Below are 19,660 nucleotides of genomic sequence, written 5' to 3' on the forward strand. Positions count from 1 at the left end.
TCAGCGGCTCACGTCGGGTCCGGTCATCGCGGCCAGGTCGCTCCGGTCCGGGAGCGCCTCCCAGTCCCCGGGGACGGTGCACATCAGCGCGCCCGCGGCGACCGCGGTGCGCAGTCGCGCCGCCGGGTCGCGGCCGGCCAGCCGCTCGGCCAGGTAGGCGCCGACGAACGCGTCACCGGCGCCGACCGGGTCGACGACCTCCACCGGCACCGCGGGCTCGGACAGCACCGTCCAGCCGCCGGACGTGGCGCTGCCGCCCGCGGCCCCCACAGTCCCCACAGACCCCGCAGCTCCCACAGTCCCCACACCAGCCGATGCCCGGCCGTCCCGGACCAGCGCGAGCGCCCCGTCCGCCCCCAGCTTCACCACGACCTCGGACGGCCCGAGCCCGGCCAGCCCGCGGGCCAGCGTCTCCGGATCGGTCTCGGTGCTCCCGAGCACCAGGCGCGCCTCGTCGTCCCCGGCGAACAGCACGTCCGCCGAGGCGGCGAGGGTCCGCAGGGCGGGGGCGGCAGCGTCGTCGGACCACAGCGCGGAGCGGTGGTTGACGTCGACCGACACCGTCGTCCCGGCCGCCCGGGCGACCGCGACGGCGTGCGCCGCGGCCGCCCCGGGGCCCGGCCCGAGCGCCGGCGAGATGCCGGTGACATGCAGCAGCTCGGCGGCGGCGATCAGGTCGTCGTCGACGTCGGCGGCGACCAGCCGGGACCCGGCGGCGTGCGAGCGGTAGTACCAGACCTTGATCCGGCCGCCGGGCAGGCGCTCCTTGAGCATCAGCCCGGTCGGCGCGTCCGGGTCGCGGACGGCGTGCACCGCGATCCGCTCGGCGGTCAGCTCCCGGGCCACCCGGTCGCCGATCGCGTCGGCGCCGAGCCGGCCGGTCCACGCGGTCGGCACCCCGAGCCGGGACAGCGCGATCGCGACGTTGCTCTCCGCCCCGCCGATGCCCAGCGCCATCTCGCCGACGTGCGCGAGCCGGCCGACGGACGTGGCGGCGAGCAGGCCCATCGTCTCGCCGAGGCAGACGGCCCGTGGCGCCGTACCCATCAGGCGTCCACCCGGCCGCGGGGCGGGGCCCCGGCGTCGTGCGGGACGGTGAGATCACGGTCCAGGGTCTCCGGCGCCATCCAGGCGGCGACCAGGCCGACCAGCGCGATCAGCGACATGTAGAGCGCGACCGGGATCCAGGACCCGGTGAACGCGCTGAGCAGGGCGGCGCAGATCAGCGGTGCGACGCCGCCGCCGAGCGCGGAGGAGAACTCCCGGCCCAGGGTGACCCCGGCGTAGCGGTAGCGGCTGCCGAACAGCTCCGGGAAGTAGCTCATCTGGACGCCGACGCCGCCGTTCACGGCGAGCACGAAGCCGATCACGATGGTCACCACGATGGCGACCGGGTCACCGGTGTTCAGCGCGACGAACGCGGGCCAGGGCAGCAGCACGATCCCGGCCATGATCCCGACGTAGACGGGGCGCCGCCCGACCCGGTCGGACAGCGAGCCGAAGCCGAACGCGGCGAGGCCGCCGCAGATCGCCCCGACCAGCAGCACCGGCGGCACGAACGACGAGTCCACGCCGACCTGCATCACCAGGTAGGACGCGATGAACACCTGGAAGGTGTAGGACTGCGCGCTGGTCCCGACGTTCATGAACAGCACCAGCAGCATCGGACGGCGGCCGTGCCGGAACACCTCGCCGGCCGGCTTGGCCGGCGCGACGTGGTTCTCCTTCAGCTCGGCGAACACCGGGCTCTCGTCGAGCTTGCGGCGGATCACCATCGCGACGATCGTGACGATCAGGCTGGACCCGAACACCAGCCGCCAGCCCCAGCTCATCAGCTGCTCCTCGGGCAGCTGCTGCACCGCGATCCAGACGACGGCGCCCAGCGCGGTGCCGAGCGCCGCGCCCACCATCACCAGCGAGGCGTACCGGCCGCGCCGGCCCCGGCCGACGGTCTCGGTGAGCAGGGTCGCCGCGCCTGCCTGTTCGGCCCCGGCGCCGAAGCCCTGGAAGAACCGGCAGACCACCAGCAGCATCGGCGCGAACACGCCGATCATCTCGTAGGTGGGCAGCAGGCCGATCAGCAGCGTGGAGCCGCCCATCAGCAGCAGCGTCGCGACCAGGATCCACTTGCGGCCGAGCCGGTCGCCGTAGCGGGAGAAGAACAGCCCGCCCAGCGGCCGGGCCAGGAACCCGACCGCATAGGCGGAGACGCTGGCCAGGATGCCGACGGTCGGCGAGACGTTCGGGAAGAACAGCGTCGAGAACACCAGCGCCGATGCGGTGCCGTAGATGACGAAGTCGTACTGCTCGAGCGTGGTGCCGACCAGACCGGCCCAGGCCGCCTTGCGGGTCGCCTTCGGGTCGGCCGGCCGATCGGGATCCACTGTGGACGGATTCGGTGCGGTTCCGCTGGTGTCCATGCGTCCTCGGATGGAGTCGGGCCCCGTGCGGGGCGGGATGTCAGTCGCCCGGGCGGACGACGACCTTCAGGTGGTGCGGGTCGGCACCCGGCGCGCGCAGCGCGTCCGGTGCCTGCGCGAGGGCGAACCGGCCGGTCAGCACGCCGGCCAGGTCCACCCGTCCGGACGCGGCGAGCCCGAGCGCAGGCCCGAACGCGTGCGCGGACCGGAACGAGGCGTTCAGGTCGATCTCCCAGCGCTGCATCAGCGCCAGCGGCAGCCCGTCGACGGCCGGCGGTGCCTGCCCGACGACGGTCGCCCGCCCGGCCGGGCCGAGCGCGTGCATGCCCTGCCAGAGCGCAGCGGGCACCGCGGAGCACTCGAGCAGCCGGTCGAACGTGGCCTCCCCGAGCTCGTCGCGGGCGGTGTTGACGGTGCCGGTGGCGCCGAGCCCGGCGGCCCGGTCGAGCCGGGCGTCGTGCACGTCGGTGACGACGACCTGCTCGGCGCCCGCCGCCCGGGCGACCTGGGCGACCAGCACCCCGATCGGCCCGGCACCGGTGACCAGCACCCGGTGCCCGGTGGACACCCCGGCCCGGCGGACCGCGTGCACGGCGACCGCCAGCGGTTCGACGAGCGCGCCGAGCTCGGTGGGCAGGGTGTCCGGCAGCGGGTGCACGGCGCGGGCCGGGACGGCCCGGTAGCCGGACATGGCGCCGTCGGTGGGCGGCGAGCCGAGGCAGGTCCCGGACGGGCACAGGTGGTAGGCGCCGGACCGGCAGGTCGGGCAGTCCCCGCAGCCGACCGCCGGTTCGACGGCGACCCGGGTGCCGACCGCCGGTCCGGTCACCCCCGGCCCGAGCGCGGCGACGACGCCGGCCGCCTCGTGCCCCAGCACCATCGGGCCGCGCAGCACGTTGCGCCCGTTGCGGCCGTCGGTGAAGTAGTGCACGTCGGAGCCGCAGACGCCGACCGCCTCGACCGCGACGAGCACCTCGCCGGGGGCGGGACCGGTCACCGGCACCTCCTCGACCCGCAGGTCGAGCGCGGCGTGCAGGACGGCGGCGCGGGTGCGCCCGGGGATCGCTCCGGTGCTCATGCCGCCCTCCGCTCACCGGCGGCCTCGGCGGCCGCGGCGTCGACGCCGTGCCGCACGAGCACGTCGAGCAGCTCGGCGGTGCGGGCCGCGAACCCGCCACCGGGATCCCCGCCGAGCAGGTCCAGCCCGGCCCGCACGTGCCCGTCGGCCGGGCCGGCCGCGGTCGCGGCCAGCCGGTCGCGGGCCGGCTCGGCCATCGCGGCGGCGTGCGGGCCGGGATCGAACCCGGCGGGCGGTGCGACGCAGGCGAGCCAGCCGGCGACGGTCAGCGCGAGATGGTGCGGCATCGTGCCGGACGCCAGGTGCTCGGCGGCCGGGCCGGGGATCCGCTGGGCGAGCTTGAGCGATCCGTCCGACCCGACCTGCCGGGTGCGGTGCCCGAGCGCGACGTTCGACCAGCGGGTGAACAGCCGGGCGGCGTAGTCGTCGACGTCGACGCCGTCGGGCACCCGCACGGTGGGCCGGTAGTCGTCGTGCAGCACCCGCGCGGCCGCGGCCCGGATCGACGGCCGGGCTGCCGAGTCCGCGATCAGGTCCTCCCCGGCGAGCGCGCCGAGGTAGGCGAGCAGCGAGTGGGTGCCGTTGAGCAGGCGCAGCTTGAGCAGCTCGTAGCCGGCGACGTCGTCGGTGAACACCGCGCCGGGGACGCGCCCCCGGTCGCCCGGCGCCTCCCAGGCCGGCCGGCCTGCGGCGAACGCGTCCTGCAGCACCCACATGCTGAACGGCTCGGCGGGCACCGGGACGGCGTCCGGGACGCCGGTCAGCCGCGCCGCGGCGGCCCGGGTGGCGTCGGTGGTGGCCGGCACGATCCGGTCCACCATCGAGTTCGGGAACGTGACGGCGCCCGCGTCGAGCCAGCCGAGCAGGTCGTCGCGCTCGGCGGCCGGCAGCGCGGCCGCGAAACCGCGCACCAGCCGCTGTGTCACCTCGCCGTTGGCGAGCAGGTTGTCGCAGCTCAGCACGGTCACCGGGGCGCCGTGACCGCGGGCCCGGCGGAGCAGGCCGCGGGCGACCAGGCCGATCGCGGTGCCGCTCGCGCCGGCCAGGTCGGCCCGCACACCGGGATCGTCGAGATCGATGCCACCGGTGCGCGGATCGATCGTGTATCCGCCCTCGGTGACGGTCAGCGAGACGATCCGGGTGTCCGGTGCGGCGAGTGCGGCCAGCACCGGCTCCGGATCGCGGGCCGCCACCAGCGCACCGGTGTGCACCGCGGGGACGCTCGCCCGCTCGCCGTCCGGCGAGATCTCGACGACGGTGTAGCGCAGGTCCTGCGCGACGAGCGCGTCGGCGACCGCGGTGCTGCGCGGCGCCACCCCCAGCACGCCCCACGGGCCGGGTTCGGCGGCGAGCGCGGCGGCGGTGTGCACCGCCTGGTGCGCCCGATGGAAGTTGGACAGTCCGATGTGGACGATCCCGGTCGGTGGGTGCATGCTCACCAGTCCGTCATCGAGCCGTCGCGGCGGCGCGCGACGGGCAGCAGGGCGGGTTCGTAGGGGTACCGGGCGGCGAGCGCCTCGTCGACGTCGACGCCGAGGCCGGGCGCGTCGCCGGGGTGCAGGTGGCCGTCGGTGCAGGTCCAGGCGTGCCGGAACACCTCGTGCGCCTGCTCCGGGTAGCCCATGTATTCCGCGATCCCGTGGTTCGGCGTGGCCAGCGCGAGGTGCAGGCCCGCCGCCATCGCGATCGGCGAGACGTCCGAGGGGCCGTGCGGGCTCACCTTCACCTGCCAGACGTCGGCGAGCGCGGCCAGCCTGCGCAGCGCGCTGATCCCGCCGGCGTGGGTGACCGCGGCGCGCGCGTGGTCGATCAGCTGCTCGGTGATCAACTGCTGGAACTCCCAGAGGGTGGAGAACACCTCGCCGATCGCCAGCGGGACGGTGGTGTGCGCGCGGACCCGGCGCAGCACGTCCGGGTTCTCGGCCGGGGTGACGTCCTCCAGCCAGTACAGGTCGGCCGGTTCGAGGGCCTTCCCGAGCCGGGCGGCCTCGATCGGGGTGAGCCGGTGGTGCGCGTCGTGCAGCAGGGCGAGCTCCGGACCGGCGTGCGCCCGGACCTCGGCCAGCACGCCCGGGACGTGCCGCAGGTAGGCGGCGGTGTCCCAGACCTCCTCGGCGGGCACGGTGCCGCGGGCGGCCGGCTCGTAGCCGGGCCCGCGGCCGACGCCGTAGACCGAGTCCAGGCCGGGCACCCCGCTCTGCACCCGGACGGCGGTGAAGCCGCGCTCGCGCACGGCGTCCACGGCGTCGCACAGCTGGCCGGTCTCCCAGCCGGTGGCGTGCGTGTAGGCCCGCACCCGGTCCCGGACGGCGCCGCCGAGCAGCTGGTAGACGGGCAGCCCGGCGGCCTTGCCCTTGATGTCCCACAGCGCGAGATCGACCGCGCCGACCGCGGTCATGGTGACCGGGCCGCGCCGCCAGTAGGCGCCGCGGTAGAGGTACTGCCAGGTGTCCTCGATCCGGGCCGGGTCGCGCCCGAGCAGCTGCGGGCACAGGTGCTCGCGCAGGTAGGCGGCGACGGCCAGCTCGCGGCCGTTCAGGGTGGCGTCGCCCCAGCCGGTCACCCCGTCCGCGGTGGCGATCTTCAGCGTGACGTAGTTGCGGCCGGGCGAGGTGAGCAGCACCTCGGCCGCGACGATCCGGTCCGGGCCGCTCACCGGCCGACCACCGCCACCACGTTGGCGAGGGGCTCCCCCGCTGCGAGCCGGTGGGTGTTCGCGCCGATCTCGGCGGCCCGCCCGAGGAAGGTCTGCCGGGTCAGGCCGGAGCTGTGCGGGGTCATCAGGACGTTGCCCAGCTCCCGGAACGGCAGCGCCGATGGCTCGGCCCGCGCGGTGCCCGGCGCCGGATAGCCGTACCAGACGTCGATCGCGGCGCCGCCGATCACGTTGTCGCGCAGCGCCTCGTACAGCGCCCGCTCATCGACCAGCGGCCCGCGGCCGACGTTGACCAGGATCGCGGAGTCCTTCATGGACGCCAGCTCGGCGGCACCGATCAGCCCCTCGGTCGCCGGGGTCAGCGGGGCGCTGACGACGACCACGTCGGAGCAGGCCAGCAGCTCGCCGAGCCGGTCGGCGGTGCTGCCCGCCCAGTCCAGGCCGGTCGCGGCGGCGTCGATCGCGCCGCGCCTGCTGACCGCGACGCCGCGCGCACCGAACGCCCGCAGCCGCTCCCAGGCCCGGGACCCGATGTGCCCGAAGCCGACCAGGCCGACGGTGGCCTCCTGCAGCGAGCCGGTCCAGCGGGCGGCGGGATCGTAGGCCGGGGTCGGCCACTCCCCCCGGCGCAGCGCGGCGTCCTGGGCGAGGAAGCCGCGGCGCAGCAGGACCACCGAGGCGGCGACGTACTCGGCGATCGAGTCCTCGTGATGGAAGGTGTTGGCGACGGTGCACCCGGCGGGCAGCGCGCCGACGTCGATGCCGTCGGTGCCGGCGCCTGCGGCGTGCACCAGCCGCAGCCCGGGCCCCGCGTCCGCGACCTCCTTCGGGCAGTGCCCGCCGATCAGCACCTCCGCGTCGCCGACCAGCGCGGCGATGTCGGCGGCGTCCCGGGTCGGCGACCAGACGATCTCGCTGCCCGCGGGCAGTGCCGCCTCGGTCTCGGCGCGGATGCCGGCCAGGTTCTGGTCGGCGACGACGATCTTCACGGGGTGACCTCCAGTGCGGTGGCGGAGCGGGCCGGCGCCGGGCCGGTGGTGCCGCGCGCGACGAAGTGGGTGGGCAGCCGGACGGCCCGCGGCGCGGTGCGCTCGCCCGCGGCGGCGCGGCCGAGGATCTCCATGGCGAGGGTCCCCGCGCGGTCCATCGGGGTGGCGATGCTGGACAGGCCCGGCTCGGACAGCGCGGCGAACGGGATGTCGTCGCTGCCGACGACGGACAGGTCGTCGGGCACCCGGGCACCGAGCGCGCGGGCCCCGGCCATCAGCCCGAGCGCGACCAGGTCGTTGTGCGCGATCGCGGCGGTCGCGCCGGAGGCCAGCACCCGGGCCGCGGCGGCGCTGCCGCCGTCGGTGGTCTCGGTGTGCCAGCCCAGCAGCGACAGCTCGCAGCCGTACTCGGCGGCGAGCTCGCGCACCAGGCCGACCCGGTGCAGGTTGGACCAGGAGTCCGAGCGGCCCTGCACGTAGGCGATGTGCCGGTGGCCCAGCGCGTCCAGGTGGTCGACGACCTGGCGCAGCCCCTGCGTGGAGTCGGCGATCACGCAGTCCCCGCCGGGCACCTCGCGGTTGACCAGCACCGACGGCGTCCCGCCGCACAGGTCGAGCACCTCGGCGCCGTCCAGCCGGGACGAGTGCACGACGATGCCGTCCACCCGCGGGCACAGCCCGGTGATCACCTCGCGCTCGCGGTCGGCGTCGTAGTCGGTGTCGGCGACGACCACCGTGGAGCGGACCTGCCTGCCCTGCGCCTGGGCGGCCTTGACGAAGCGGGAGAACACCGGGTTCGCGATGTCCGGGACGACCGCGGCGACGGTGGCGGTGACCGGCGCGGCCGCCGGCTCGGCGGTGCGCGGCGCGTACCCGAGCTCCTGCGCGGCGGCCAGCACCTTGCGGCGGGTCCCGGCGCCGATCCGGTCCGGATCGGAGAACACCCGGGACGCGGTCGACAGTGCGACGCCTGCGGTCCGGGCGACGTCGGTCAGGGTGGGCGCCACGGTGCTCCTCCTCGTGCGTGTCCCCGCGGTGGGACGGCCTCACCATGCAACGCCTTGCACAAGCTTGTCAAGCCTTGCCAGATCCTTGCCAATCCCGTGCCGGAGCCGTGCCGGGAGCGGGCCGGGCGGGGTGCGTCCCGGCCCGGCCTAGACTCCGCGGCGTGCCCGAGCCGATCCGCCTCGACGCCCTCGACGTCGACCTGCTCGCCGCCGTCGCGGACCGGCCGCGGGCCGGGGTGCTGGAGCTGTCCCGCGCGCTGACCGTCGCCCGCGGCACCGTGCAGGCCAGGTTGGACCGGCTGGAACGGGCCGGCGTGGTCACCGGCTACGGGCCGGACATCGACCTCCCCGCGGCCGGTTTCGGCGTGCAGGCGTTCGTGACGCTGGAGATCGCCCAGGGCGAGCTGGACGACGTCACCGCGGCACTGGCCGCGCTCCCCACGGTGACCGAGGCGTACGCGACGACCGGCTCGTCGGACGTGCTGTGCCGGATCGCGGCGTCCTCGCACGAGGACCTGCAGGCGACCCTGCTCGCGCTGGGCCGCTCACCGCTGGTCGCCCGCACGGCCAGCGTCGTCGTGCTGTCCACGCTGGTCGCGCCGCGCTGGCGCCCGCTGCTCGCCGACCGGCACCGGGAGGGCCCGAGCCGGGCGCCCGCCTACCGGCCGTGATCCCTCACCGCAGGTGGTGCGCCGCCCGGTGCGCGCCCAGCACGTCCAGCCCGAAGTCGGCCGACGGGTCCCCCCACACCGAGTGCGCATGGTTCGCCTCGCGCTGGGTGTTGTCCCACTCGACCAGCAGCCGCGGTCCCTGCAGCCGGTAGTAGTTCGGGGCGCCGTCGGCCAGCGACCCGGCCCAGGCCAGGTGCACCCGGTCCAGCTCGGCGTCGTCGTCGTACCGGCCGATCGGCGACACCTCGGGCGGCACCCGGCCCAGGTAGGTGCCGAGCAGGGCGCGCAGCATCTCGCGCTGCCCGGCGTCCAGCTCCGCGGCCGGGACGCCGCGCGGCGTGCGGGAGAGCCGCACGACGTCCTTCTCGGCGTCGGTGAACCCGGCCCGCTCCTCGATCGCCTCGCTCACCGCGTCCAGCTTCGCCTGCTCGGCGTCCGAGCCGAACCGGTCCCGCCAGACCCCGGCCAGCGGGATCCAGTTGTCGCCCTCCTGCGGATCGGCCCGGTTGGCCGCGACCACGTCCGGCGGGGCCTTGTCCAGCAGCACCGCGCGGCCGCGCAGCGGCGCCGGCAGCGACCGCACGAGATCGCGGGCCAGGTCCTCGACCCGCCCCAGCGGGCGCAGCGTCGCGTCCCCCAGCAGCTCCGACGACGCCGGATCGGCCCCCAGGAAGCACGGCGTCGTCGCCACCACCTCGCCGTCGACGACCAGCATGTTGACCGACACGTGATGCCCGCCGAACCGCCAGCCCCAGGCGCCGCTGTCGCCGGGCTCGCCGAACACCCGCAGGTAGTACATCAGCGGATCGCGACCGCGGGAGCGGTCGAACATGGTCACAAAACCCTCGGTGTGGTCCAGCAGGTTCTCCAGGCCCATCACCGTCACGACGGTGACGTATGCGGGCCGGGACAGGCCCGACCCGATCAGCTTCATCGCGGCCCGCTGCTGCGGCGGCAACTGCTCGTGGAAGGTCAGCCCGCCGTGGTCGGTGGGGGTGTAGAACCAGCGCCTGCGCTCGGCGTCGGGGCCGCCGTCGCCGCTCGGGACGTGCCCGGTGGCCCGCTCGCGCTGCCCCGCGTCGAGCGTGCCGAGCCACTCCCGGGCCGCCTCGGCCATCGCTCCGGCCGTCGCCCGGGTGCCCGCGCCATCGCTCATGGGGCCGACGGTAACCAGGTGCGGGGCGCCGCACCCGCCGAGATGCGCGATAGTCGTCGGGCAGGACTGACCACGACGGAGGCGACGACGCCCACCCCCGCCGACGACAACCGCGAGCTGCTGACCGTCATCGCCCGGATGCGCACCAGGCCGGGCAAGGAGGCGGAGCTGCGGGCCGAGCTGGAGAAGCTGGTCGAGCCGACCTCGAAGGAGGACGGCTACGTCAACTACGACCTGCACCAGGGCGTCGACGACCCGGCGGTGTTCTTCTTCTACGAGAACTGGGAGACCGACGAGAAGCTGGGCGCGCACCTGCAGACCCCGCACCTGGTGCACTTCCAGCAGGTCATGGGCGACCTGCTGGACGGTGAGCTGGTGATCCAGAAGCTCAAGCGGATCGCCTGAGCGGCGCCGCGCCACGGCGCGAGGCGGCTCGTGCGCCGGGTGGTGCTCTGTCACCCTGGCGCACGTGCCGCACCTCATCCGGGCCGGCGCCCGGCCGGCCCGCACCGGCACCGTCGCACCGACCGTGCCGGCGGTGCTGGCCCTGCTGGCGGCGCTGACCCTGCTGGCCGGTTGCGGCTCGGGCACCGCCGACGACGCCCCGGGCCCGGCGCCCGGGCCCCCGCTCGGCGAGGCGACGGCGGCGCCCGCGCCGCCGGCAGCACCGGCAGCGCCAGCCGCACCGGCAGAGCCCCCAGCTCCGGCCGAACCCGCAGAACCGGCACTCTCCGAGGCCGACGTCCGGGCGGGCGTCCGCAGCCGGGAGGTGCCGCGCTCCGCGTCCGGTGAAACGGTCGTCGTCCCGGGCGGGCACGCCGCGCCCGCCGGACGCGCGCGGACCGTCCCGATGCGGGTCGAGATCGAACGCGGCATCGACGTCGACGGTGCCGCGTTCGCCGCGTTCGTCGCCGAGGTGCTCGACCATCCCCGCTCCTGGGGCGGCGACGGCTCGGTCGGCTTCGCCCGCACCGACGGCCCGGCGCCGCTGCGGATCGTGCTCGCCACCCCGGAGCTGGCCGACCGGCTGTGCCTGCCGCTGGACACCGTCGGCAGGCTGTCCTGCCGCAACGGCGACCGCGTCGTGCTCAACCTGGAGCGCTGGGTCACCGGCACCCCGGACTACGCCCGCGACCTCACCGCCTACCGGCACTACCTGGTGAACCACGAGGTCGGGCACTGGCTCGGGCACGGCCACGAACCCTGCCCCGGGCCGGGCCGCCCGGCCCCGGTGATGCAGCAGCAGAGCCTCGGCCTGCAGGGCTGCGCCCCCAACCCCTGGCCCCGCTGAGCACCTCTCGATCACGCCACCTCGATCACCGCACCTCGATCACTGCACCTCGATCACGCCGTACTCCGGGCGCCCGCCGACCCGGTAGGTGTGGACGCCGACGCCGGCCGGGGTCGTCCGCGACCCGGTCAGGATCAGCGCGGTGTCGGGCCCGGACTCCGGGAACAGCCTGCGCCCGGCGCCGACCACCACCGGCGCGACGACCAGGGTCAGCTCGTCGAGCAGCTCCTGCGCGAGCAGCCACCGGACCAGCAGGCCGCTGCCGTGCACCTGCAGCTCCCGACCCGGCTCCGCCTTCAGCGCGGCGACCGCGCCCGTCTCGCCGGGCAGCACCCGCGTCCCCGCCCAGGACGGCGCGGTCAGCGTCGCCGACACGACGTGCTTCGTGAGTGTGGCGAACCCGACCGCGATCGGGTCGTCGCCGGGATCGTCCATCGCCCCCCAGGACGCGGCGAAGATCTCGTAGGTGTGCCGGCCGAGCAGCAGCGCGTCGGCCCGGCCGAAGATGCCGGTCATCACCGAGCCGAGCTCGTCGTCGAAGTGCGGCACCAGCCAGCCGCCCCGGGCGAAGCCGCCCGAGGTGTCCTCTGTCGGGGCGCCGGGGCCCTGGTAGACGCCGTCGGCGGAGACGAACAGGGTCGAGGTGAGCTTCATGCCCTGCTGACCGGACGGGACGGCGGAACTAATCGCCGGCATCGCGGACCAACAGCGCGATCTGCACCCGGTTGTCCAGGCCCAGCTCCCTCAGCAGCCTGGACACATAGGACTTCACGGTCGCCACCGACATGTGCAGCTCCTCGGCGATGTCGGCGTTCGACCCGCCGCGGGCGACCGCCTCGGCGACGTCCCGCTCCCGCTCGGCGAGCCGGTCCAGCCGGGAGCGGGCGGCGCGCCGCCGGTCCAGCGGGCCGGCCCCGCCCTTCACGATGCCGATCAGCCTGCGGGTGATCGCCGGGGACAGCACCGCGTCGCCGTCGGCGGCGGCCCGGACGGCCTCGACGATCCGCTCCGGGGCGGCGTCCTTGAGCAGGAACCCGCCCGCGCCCGCCCGCAGCGCCCGCACCACGTGCTCGTCGGCGTCGAACGTGGTCAGCACGACCACCGTCGGCGGGTCCGGCTCCGCGGTCAGCCGCTGGGTCGCGACGACGCCGTTCACCCGTCGCATCCGCAGGTCCATCAGCACCACGTGCGGCCGCCCGGCGCGGACCGCCTCCGGCACCTCGTCGCCGTCGCCGGCGTCGCCGATCACCCGGATCCGGCGCGGCGCCGGTGCGCCGGCCAGGACGTGCCCGTCGAGCATCACCCGCAGACCGGCCCGGACCAGCGGATCGTCGTCGACGAGCAGCACCCGGATCTCCGGATCGGGACTCACGCGCTCTCCTTCCGCCACGGCAGCGCCGCCCGCAGCCGGTACCCGGTCGGCAGCGGGCCGTGCGCCAGCGTGCCGCCGGTGAGTGTCTCGACCCGCTCGCGCAGGCTCACCAGGCCGGTCCCCGCGCCCTCCGGGGCGGGCCGGTCACCGGTGCAGCCGGAGGTGACGGTGACGGTCAGGTCGCGGCCCGGGCGGCCGTCGAGCACCACCTCCACCGGCGCGCCCGGCGAGTGCCGGGCCGCGTTGGTCAGGCCCTCGCGCACCACCCGGTAGGCGACCCCGGCCAGCGGCCTGCCCGGCGGCGCCACCATCAGCAGCGCGGTCGAGCGCAGCGACACGTCGGCGCCGGCCGCACGCGCCTCGGCCACCAGGCCCTCGACCGCGGTCAGGTCCTCGGTGTCCTCGGACTCGTCGCACGGCGGGTCGTGCAGCACCTGGACGATCGTGCGCAGGTCCTCCATCGCCCGGTGCGTGGTGTCGCGCAGCACCTGTGCGCTCTCCCGGACGGTCTCGGCGGACAGGTCGGTGCGCAGCGCGAGCGCGCCCGCGTGCACCGACAGCAGCGACAGCCGGTGCCCGAGCCGGTCGTGCATCTCGCCCGCGATCCGGCGGCGCTCGGCGATCCGGGCCTGCTCGTCGCGCAGCGCCCGGTCCACCTCGGCCCGGGTGAGCCGCTCGCGCAGGTCGTCGACCATCGCCCGGCGGGTGCCGGTGAACAGGCCCGCGGTGACCGAGCTGACCAGCAGCGTCGACGCCCCGAGCAGCATCGCCCACATCGTCTGCGGGTCCGGGATCGCGGCGAAGTTGAGCGCGGCCCCGCCGAGCGCGAGCACCGTGATCAGGACCGTCTCGGACACCCGGCGCCGGGTCGCGACGACGAACACCCCGACCAGCGGCAGGTAGCTGGTGAGCGGCGAGACGTTCGCCGACAGCACCGCCACCACGCCGAACGCCCGCGGGTACCGGTACCGCCACGGGATCGCCGCGATCGCGGCGGCGCCGGCGATCAGCTGCAGGACGTGCAGCGGGCCGTCGATCTCGCGGGTCTCGGCGACGGTCAGTCCGGCGACGGTGACGGCGATCATCAGGATCGCCGACATCGCGGAGGGTCGGACCGGCACCCGTCGACCATAGGCGGCGCGCCGCAGCTGTCCAGGAGATTCCCCCGGGAGCGGGGGGGGGGGGGGGGGCGCCCCCGCCCCCCCCCCCCCCCCCCCCCCCCCCCCCCCCCCCCCCGCCCCGGCCACCGCGGTCAGGACCTCCCCCGTCCCGGCGCGGTGCCGGCGCCCGCCCGGCTCACCGGCCGTCCCCCGCGGTCACCGCGGAGGCGGCCACCGCCGCGGTGACGGCCTGCACCTCGCGGACGGCGGCGGTCACCGCCGGGCCGGCCCAGTCGCCGTCGGCGACCACCCGGGCCCGTTCGCGCAGCTCGCGCCGCCGCCCGTCGAGCACCCGGTGCTCGGCCCGGACGGCGTGCAGCAGCGAGACCAGCCCGGCGAGCCGGGCGTCGACGGCGACGCCGTGGCGCAGCGCGGCGGCCACCCCGGCCAGCAGCGCTCCGCGCAGCGCCGGTTCCGGCCACCACCGGGCGGACCGCAGGAACCCGCCGGGCTCGCGGTCGGCGTGCCCGCCGCTGCCGAGCGCGTCCAGCACGGCCGGCCGCAGCCCCGGCACCAGCCTGCTCACCCCGCGGCGGGCCGGGAACCAGCCGGACGGCAGTCGGGTCGCCCGCTCGGTGACGACGTCGGTGGCCGGTCCGGGCAGCAGCCGCAGCCGCGGCCGCGGCCGATCGTCGGTCGCCAGCCGGCCGCGGGCCGCCAGGTCGAGCAGCACCGCCCCGGCGAGTGCGCGCTCGGTGCGCTGCCGGTCGACGACGAACCGGCCGGTGCCGGGATCGAGCAGCACCACCGCCAGCAGCTCCGGCAGCGTGGCCGTCCCCGTGTCGTCCATCGGTGCGCCCCTCTCGCTCGGCGGGACCGAGCCTGCCGGGCGGGGCGGGTGGAACGCACCCTGCGAAGGTTGTCGGCGCACCGACGGAAGTCGCGCTCGTCGATCACCCGGATAGGTACAATTCGGACATGCCAGAGCCCCAGAGTCACCGCGAGAGCGGCCAGCACGTCATCGAGCACGCCCTCGACCTCCTCTCCGCGGCCGATCGGGCGAAGGACTACACCGAGGCCACCGACGGCCACACCGCCGCGACCGCCTACGCGGTGAGCGCGCTCTACCAGGAGATGCGGCACGGCGACGACCAGATCACCGCGCTGATCGGGGCCGTCCGGGAGCAGACCGAGATCCTCAAGCAGATCGGCGAGCAGCTCCGGCGCTGACCTCGGCGCAGCTCCGGCCCTGACCCGGCCCGGCGCCGGGGCCGCGGATCTGGCCGGATCTGTTCGCCCGGTGTCCGTCCGGACGGTGTCCGCTCCCCGCCGGCCGGACCAGGCTCGCAGTCATGAACAGACTGCCGGTCTTCGTCACCCTCCCCAGCAGCACCGCCCTCACGGCCACCGCGCTCGGTGTCACCGCCCTGGCCGTCCTGACGACACTCCCCGCCACGGTCACCGCGGCGCTGGCCGTGCTCGCACTCGGCGCCGCGCTCGCGGCGGCGGGTGCGGTGCGCCCGCTGCGGCTGCCGCTGACCCCGCACGTCGCCGCACTCCGCGCCGCCACCGTCGCACTGGTGGTGATCGGCGGGCCGATCGTCGCGGCCGTCCAGCTCGGCGCCCGCGCGGTGCCGCTGATGATGGCGGTCGCCGCGGTCACCGTGCTGGTGGCGCCGCTGATCCCCGGCCTGTGGGGCGGGCAGCGCCGCGACCGCGACCTCCCGCCGCGGGACGCGCTCCGGTGACCGGGGTGGCCCCGTCGCCGCCCGCCGGCGTGCGCACCGCTTGGCCGGCGGGCATCCTGGGCCCGGTGGAGACTCAAGCCGGCTTGAGCAGAGCGCGGCTGCCGATCGACGCCGCCGCCCGGCTGCTCGGGACGACCGTGTCCGCGCTGCGCCACTACGACGACCGCGGGCTGGTCCGCCCGGCGGGCCGGGCCGGCGGGCGCCGCTGGTACGGCCGCGCCGAGCTGCGCGAGCTGGCGCTGCTGCGCGCGGCCCGGGACACCGGCCTGCCGCTGGAGGGCATCGCGGCCCTGCTCGACCCGGACCGCCGGGACACGATCGCCGACCGGCTCGCCGAGCTCGACCGGCTCGGTGCGCGGGCCGCGATCGTCCGCACGGTGCTGGCGCACGTGCGGGACTGCCCGGCGGCGAACCCGTGGCGCGACTGCCCGGCGCTGACCGGCGCGCTGGACGCACTGCTCGACGGCGCCCCGCTGCCGGACCTCGGCGGGTCGCATCCCGGCCCGGCGGCGGACACCGACGGCCGGCACGAGGTCGCCGTGCTCGTCCGGCCGGGGGTGCTGCCGATGGAGCTGGGGCTGGTCCATCAGCTGCTCGGCGGGGCCCGGTCCGCCGCGGGCGACCCGCTGTACCGGGTGCGGACCTGCGCGCCGGTCCCGGGGACGGTGCGCACCGACGGCGACTTCGCGATCGTCGTCGACCACGGGCCGGAGATCCTCGCCGGCGCGGGAACCGTGGTCGTGCTCGCCGCACACGCCCCGCACGACGAGGACCCGGACGTCCTCGACGGCGGCCTCGGCGCGGCACTCGCCTCGATCGGGCCGGACACCCGGATCGTCTCGATCTGCACCGCGGCCTTCGCGCTTGCCCGGGCCGGCCTGCTCGACGGCAGGCGGGCGACCACGCACTGGCTCTCCGCGGAGCGCCTGCGCAGCCGGTTCCCGCAGGTGCAGGTGGAGCCCGACGTGCTCTACGTCGACGAGGGCCGGATCCTCACCGCGGCCGGCGAGGCGTCCGGGATCGATCTGTGCCTGCACCTGATCCGGCGGGACTTCGGCGCCGCCGTCGCCAACGAGGTCGCCCGCCGGACCGTGGTGCCGCCCTACCGGGAGGGCGGCCAGGCGCAGTACGTCGCCCGCCCGGTCACGCCCGAGCGCACCGGGACCGGCACCGCCGGGCTGCGCGAGTGGATGCTCGACCGCCTCGACCGGCCGCTGTCTCTCGACGAGCTGGCCGCCCGGCTGCACGTCAGCGTCCGCACCCTGACCCGCCGGTTCCGCGCGGAGACCGGGCTCAGCCCGCTGGAGTGGCTGCTGCGCCAACGCGTGGAGCGGGCCCGGGAGCTGCTCGAGCTGGGCGACCTGTCGATCGAGCGGATCGCCGACCGGTGCGGGTTCGGCACCGCCACCGCGCTGCGCAGGCACTTCGCCGCACAGCTCGGCGTGCCCCCGGCCGCCTACCGCCGGACGTTCTGCGGGAGCTGACGGCGCGGCCCGGGCCCGCCGCCCGGCGCACCGGAATGCGCTTTCCCGGAATCGACCGCATCGGGTGCGAAACCGAACCCAGGGTGATCCGGTCACACGATGGAATTGCCTGAATTGAGTCGGCGATTTCGCCCGAATACGGTGCACGGCAGCCGATGCGGGCTCCCCCATGTTCGCTGCATCGGCAGTGTGGTGGCCGTACCGGCGACCACCGGACCGACAGGAGAGAAACTGTGCTGAAGAAGGCTGGAATTGTCGTGGCGGCATCGGCCGCGTCGCTGCTCGCGATCAGCCCGATGGCGTTCGCCGGGCACGGCGACGAGATCGACAAGGGCGCCGACGGCCTCGTCGCCGCCGGGAACGGCAACAACCTCGACGTGCCGATCCAGGCCTGCAACAACAACGTGCCGGTCAACGTGCTCGGCGTGCAGGTCCCGGTCGAGAACGCGGCCGCCGGCAACGGCGTCACCGGCGCGCTGGGCCTGCTGGGCTCCGGCCAGGCGGCGAGCGGCGACTCGGTCACCGACCAGTCCGACCTGTGCGCGCAGGAGTCCGGCGCGGGCGACTCGATCGGCGGCTGAGCCGCCCCCGGCGGGCGGGCCTCGGAATCCGGGGCCCGCCGGCCGGCCCGATCGGGCAGGATCCCCCCGCATGGAGCAGCGACCGCACGGGTTCGACGACGAGGACGTCCGCTCCGCGCTGTCCCGCCATCACGGCATCGACGCGCGCGAGCTCCACCACCGCCCGGTCGGCTTCGGCGACTACCACTGGGCGGTGACCGGCGCCGACGGCACACGCTGGTTCGCGAAGGTCTCCGACCTCACCGACAAGCCGCAGTGCGGCGACACCCCCGCGGCCGCCCTCGACGGCTACCGGGCGGCGCTGCGCACCGCGACCGAGCTGCGCGCCGGCGGGCTCGAGTTCGTCCTCGCGCCGGTCCCGGCCGCCGGCGGCGAGCTCGTCGCCGACCTGGACGGCCGCTGGGCACTGACGGTGTTCGAGCACGTCGACGCCCCGGGCCAGGACTTCCACACCGAGCTCTCGACCGGCAGCCGGGAGGCCGTCCTCGCCCTGCTGGCCCGGCTGCACGGCGCGCCGGCGCCGGACGCCACCCCGCGGCACTCGCCCGCCGTCCCCGACCGGCAGCTCGTCGAGGACGCGCTCGCCGAACAGCAGACCTCCTGGACCGGTGGCCCGTTCTCCGAGCCGGCGCGGCAGGCCGTCGTCACCCACACGACCGCGATCCGGGCCCGGCTGGCCGACGCCGACGCGCTCACCCACCAGGTCACGACGGCCGGCCGGGAGCGCGTCGTCACGCACGGCGAGCCGCATCCGGGCAACCTGCTCGACTCCGGGAAGGGCTACCTGCTGATCGACTGGGACACCGTCGGGCTGGGCGTGCCGGAGCGGGACCTCGCCGTCGTCTCCGGTGATCCCGCCGAGCTCGCCGCCTACACCGAGCTGACCGGCGTCCGGCCGGACCCGGCGGCACTGGAGCTCTACGCGCTGCGCTGGACGCTCGCCGATCTCGGCGAGTTCCTGCGCTGGTTCCGCGCCCCGCACGACGACGACGCCGACAGCGCCACCGCCTGGGAGGGCCTGCTCGCGACCCTCGCCGATCTGGACCGCTGACCGGCCGCCGGGACCTCCGTCCCCCGGACGGGGTTCGGACGCCCCTGTCGCACAGGCCCGCCCGCGGGGAGCATCGGAACCGTCACCCGACCCGCGGGTGACGGCGAGAGGGGCGAGCGTGACGGTGGACGGACTGGAGGTGCCGGCGGTCGTCGTCGGCGTGGACGGGTCGGAGTCGGCGCTGGCCGCTGTGCGCTGGGCGGCCGACGAGGCGACCCGCCGGGGTGCCCCGCTGCGGCTGGTCGGCGTGCTCGAATGGTCGGCGTACCGGCCGCCCGCCGCCGCCGGGGTGCTCCCCGAGGGGGACCGCGACGTGCTGATCGAGCACCTGCGCGAGGAGCTGACCGGCGCCGCGGCGCAGGCGCACGCCCTCGCACCCGAGCTGACCGTCACCCACCACATCGCCGTCGGCTCCCCGAAGCGGCTGCTGCTCGACGAGGCCGGGTCCGCGACGCTGCTGGTACTGGGCAGCCGCGGCCGCGGCGGGTTCACCGGGCTGCTCACCGGGTCGGTGTCGATGGCGCTGTCCGCGGTGGCGCCGTGCCCGGTCGTCGTGGTCCGTGGGAAGGGCGTGCCGGACGGGCCGGTGGTGGTCGGTGTCGACGGCTCCGTGGCGGGCGCGCTGGCCCTGCGCTTCGCGGTCGGGTCCGCGGCCCGGCTCGGCGCCTCGGTGCTGGCGGTGCGGGCCTGGAGCCACGACCGGATCGACCCCTACGTGCTGGAGCTGGTCCAGTGGGACGGCGTCGAGAACGACGAGCGGCGCCAGCTGGAGAAGTCGGTGCTGCCCGCCCAGCAGGCCCGTCCGGACGTGCCGATCGAGACCGAGCTGGTGCGCGGGCATCCCGCCCAGGCCCTGCTGGAGGCCGGTGAGCGGGCGCAGCTGCTGGTCGTCGGGTCGCGCGGCAACGGCGGGGTGACCGGGCTGCTGCTCGGATCGATCAGCCGGTCGGTGCTGCACCACGCGCACTGCCCGGTCGCGGTGCTCACCGAGCCGCCGCCCCCGGACGCGTCCGACGTGCAGCCCTGACCCACCGCGCCGCGCGCACCGGCCCGGGG

21 protein-coding genes and 1 pseudogene are annotated in these 19,660 nt (G+C 76.1%); 10 read left to right on the plus strand and 12 right to left on the minus strand.

Annotated features, from left to right (window positions below; translation table 11 throughout):
* The 7 genes from ACVJO7_RS28370 to ACVJO7_RS28400 all read right to left on the minus strand — a co-directional run bounded on the left by ACVJO7_RS28370 (window position 1) and on the right by ACVJO7_RS28400 (window position 8,150).
* Window positions 1–1,047, minus strand: coding sequence for a sugar kinase (locus ACVJO7_RS28370; RefSeq protein ID WP_491675442.1), 1,047 nt, complete (start codon window positions 1,045–1,047; stop codon window positions 1–3).
* Complete coding sequence (locus ACVJO7_RS28375; protein ID WP_491675443.1) at window positions 1,047–2,384, minus strand: MFS transporter; 1,338 nt, start codon at window positions 2,382–2,384, stop codon at window positions 1,047–1,049. Before ACVJO7_RS28375 ends, ACVJO7_RS28370 begins: the two co-directional genes overlap by 1 nt.
* A 76-nt stretch (window positions 2,385–2,460) precedes the next feature.
* Window positions 2,461–3,498 carry an NAD(P)-dependent alcohol dehydrogenase gene (locus ACVJO7_RS28380; RefSeq protein WP_344025453.1) on the minus strand — a complete coding sequence of 346 codons (1,038 nt, stop codon included), beginning with the start codon at window positions 3,496–3,498 and terminating at the stop codon, window positions 2,461–2,463.
* Window positions 3,495–4,931, minus strand: a complete 1,437-nt coding sequence (locus tag ACVJO7_RS28385) for a mannitol dehydrogenase family protein (RefSeq protein ID WP_358487507.1) — start codon at window positions 4,929–4,931, stop codon at window positions 3,495–3,497. The genes ACVJO7_RS28380 and ACVJO7_RS28385 overlap by 4 nt, the downstream gene beginning before the upstream one ends.
* 2 nt (window positions 4,932–4,933) lie before the next feature.
* Window positions 4,934–6,154, minus strand: a complete 1,221-nt coding sequence (gene manD, locus ACVJO7_RS28390) for a D-mannonate dehydratase ManD (RefSeq protein WP_491675444.1) — start codon at window positions 6,152–6,154, stop codon at window positions 4,934–4,936.
* Window positions 6,151–7,143: a 2-hydroxyacid dehydrogenase gene (locus tag ACVJO7_RS28395; RefSeq protein WP_491675445.1), complete on the minus strand. Its 993-nt coding sequence runs from the start codon at window positions 7,141–7,143 to the stop codon at window positions 6,151–6,153. The genes manD and ACVJO7_RS28395 overlap by 4 nt, the downstream gene beginning before the upstream one ends.
* Window positions 7,140–8,150, minus strand: coding sequence for a LacI family DNA-binding transcriptional regulator (locus ACVJO7_RS28400; protein ID WP_344025459.1), 1,011 nt, complete (start codon window positions 8,148–8,150; stop codon window positions 7,140–7,142). Before ACVJO7_RS28400 ends, ACVJO7_RS28395 begins: the two co-directional genes overlap by 4 nt.
* A gap of 161 nt (window positions 8,151–8,311) precedes the next feature.
* On the opposite strand from ACVJO7_RS28400, the gene ACVJO7_RS28405 reads away from it, so the two are divergent.
* Window positions 8,312–8,821 carry an Lrp/AsnC family transcriptional regulator gene (locus tag ACVJO7_RS28405; RefSeq protein WP_491675446.1) on the plus strand — a complete coding sequence of 170 codons (510 nt, stop codon included), beginning with the start codon at window positions 8,312–8,314 and terminating at the stop codon, window positions 8,819–8,821.
* 4 nt (window positions 8,822–8,825) lie between these two features.
* Here the strand turns inward: ACVJO7_RS28405 and ACVJO7_RS28410 are convergent, their stop codons facing one another.
* Window positions 8,826–9,977 carry a DUF3500 domain-containing protein gene (locus ACVJO7_RS28410; RefSeq protein ID WP_491675447.1) on the minus strand — a complete coding sequence of 384 codons (1,152 nt, stop codon included), beginning with the start codon at window positions 9,975–9,977 and terminating at the stop codon, window positions 8,826–8,828.
* 42 nt (window positions 9,978–10,019) lie between these two features.
* On the opposite strand from ACVJO7_RS28410, the gene ACVJO7_RS28415 reads away from it, so the two are divergent.
* Both ACVJO7_RS28415 and ACVJO7_RS28420 read left to right on the plus strand, forming a co-directional pair.
* Window positions 10,020–10,382 (plus strand): putative quinol monooxygenase, encoded by a 363-nt coding sequence (locus ACVJO7_RS28415; protein WP_491675448.1) that lies wholly within the window; start codon window positions 10,020–10,022, stop codon window positions 10,380–10,382.
* Window positions 10,383–10,446: 64 nt separating this feature from the next.
* Window positions 10,447–11,268 (plus strand): DUF3152 domain-containing protein, encoded by an 822-nt coding sequence (locus tag ACVJO7_RS28420; RefSeq protein WP_491675449.1) that lies wholly within the window; start codon window positions 10,447–10,449, stop codon window positions 11,266–11,268.
* A 39-nt stretch (window positions 11,269–11,307) separates the two neighbouring features.
* Here the strand turns inward: ACVJO7_RS28420 and ACVJO7_RS28425 are convergent, their stop codons facing one another.
* From ACVJO7_RS28425 to ACVJO7_RS28440, 4 genes are all read right to left on the minus strand, one after another.
* On the minus strand, window positions 11,308–11,922 hold the full coding sequence (locus ACVJO7_RS28425) for a dihydrofolate reductase family protein (protein WP_491675450.1): 615 nt from the start codon (window positions 11,920–11,922) through the stop codon (window positions 11,308–11,310).
* 28 nt (window positions 11,923–11,950) lie between these two features.
* On the minus strand, window positions 11,951–12,640 hold the full coding sequence (locus tag ACVJO7_RS28430; protein WP_491675451.1) for a response regulator: 690 nt from the start codon (window positions 12,638–12,640) through the stop codon (window positions 11,951–11,953).
* The gene (locus ACVJO7_RS28435; protein WP_491675452.1) at window positions 12,637–13,761 is read right to left on the minus strand and encodes a sensor histidine kinase; all 1,125 of its coding nucleotides are present in this window, start codon (window positions 13,759–13,761) and stop codon (window positions 12,637–12,639) included. The genes ACVJO7_RS28430 and ACVJO7_RS28435 overlap by 4 nt, the downstream gene beginning before the upstream one ends.
* A gap of 175 nt (window positions 13,762–13,936) precedes the next feature.
* On the minus strand, window positions 13,937–14,590 hold the full coding sequence (locus tag ACVJO7_RS28440; RefSeq protein WP_491675453.1) for a GOLPH3/VPS74 family protein: 654 nt from the start codon (window positions 14,588–14,590) through the stop codon (window positions 13,937–13,939).
* Between the two features lie 128 nt (window positions 14,591–14,718).
* On the opposite strand from ACVJO7_RS28440, the gene ACVJO7_RS28445 reads away from it, so the two are divergent.
* The 7 genes and pseudogenes from ACVJO7_RS28445 (at window position 14,719) to ACVJO7_RS28475 (ending at window position 19,631) form a co-directional block, all read left to right on the plus strand.
* Window positions 14,719–14,970, plus strand: coding sequence for a hypothetical protein (locus ACVJO7_RS28445; protein WP_491675454.1), 252 nt, complete (start codon window positions 14,719–14,721; stop codon window positions 14,968–14,970).
* A 122-nt stretch (window positions 14,971–15,092) separates the two neighbouring features.
* Window positions 15,093–15,488 (plus strand): hypothetical protein, encoded by a 396-nt coding sequence (locus ACVJO7_RS28450; protein ID WP_491675455.1) that lies wholly within the window; start codon window positions 15,093–15,095, stop codon window positions 15,486–15,488.
* Window positions 15,489–15,553: 65 nt separating this feature from the next.
* A pseudogene (locus tag ACVJO7_RS28455) lies at window positions 15,554–15,775 on the plus strand (MerR family transcriptional regulator); the annotation flags it as partial.
* A gap of 279 nt (window positions 15,776–16,054) precedes the next feature.
* Entirely contained in the window at window positions 16,055–16,972 is a 918-nt protein-coding gene (locus tag ACVJO7_RS28460) for a GlxA family transcriptional regulator (protein WP_425563648.1), read from the plus strand.
* 233 nt (window positions 16,973–17,205) lie between these two features.
* Complete coding sequence (locus tag ACVJO7_RS28465) at window positions 17,206–17,553, plus strand: hypothetical protein (RefSeq protein WP_358487359.1); 348 nt, start codon at window positions 17,206–17,208, stop codon at window positions 17,551–17,553.
* 70 nt (window positions 17,554–17,623) lie between these two features.
* Complete coding sequence (locus tag ACVJO7_RS28470; protein ID WP_491675456.1) at window positions 17,624–18,604, plus strand: phosphotransferase; 981 nt, start codon at window positions 17,624–17,626, stop codon at window positions 18,602–18,604.
* Between the two features lie 118 nt (window positions 18,605–18,722).
* Window positions 18,723–19,631: a universal stress protein gene (locus ACVJO7_RS28475; protein ID WP_491675457.1), complete on the plus strand. Its 909-nt coding sequence runs from the start codon at window positions 18,723–18,725 to the stop codon at window positions 19,629–19,631.
* Window positions 19,632–19,660: the final 29 nt, after the last annotated feature.

The sequence above is a fragment of the Pseudonocardia sp. DxW genome (genome assembly GCF_058448985.1).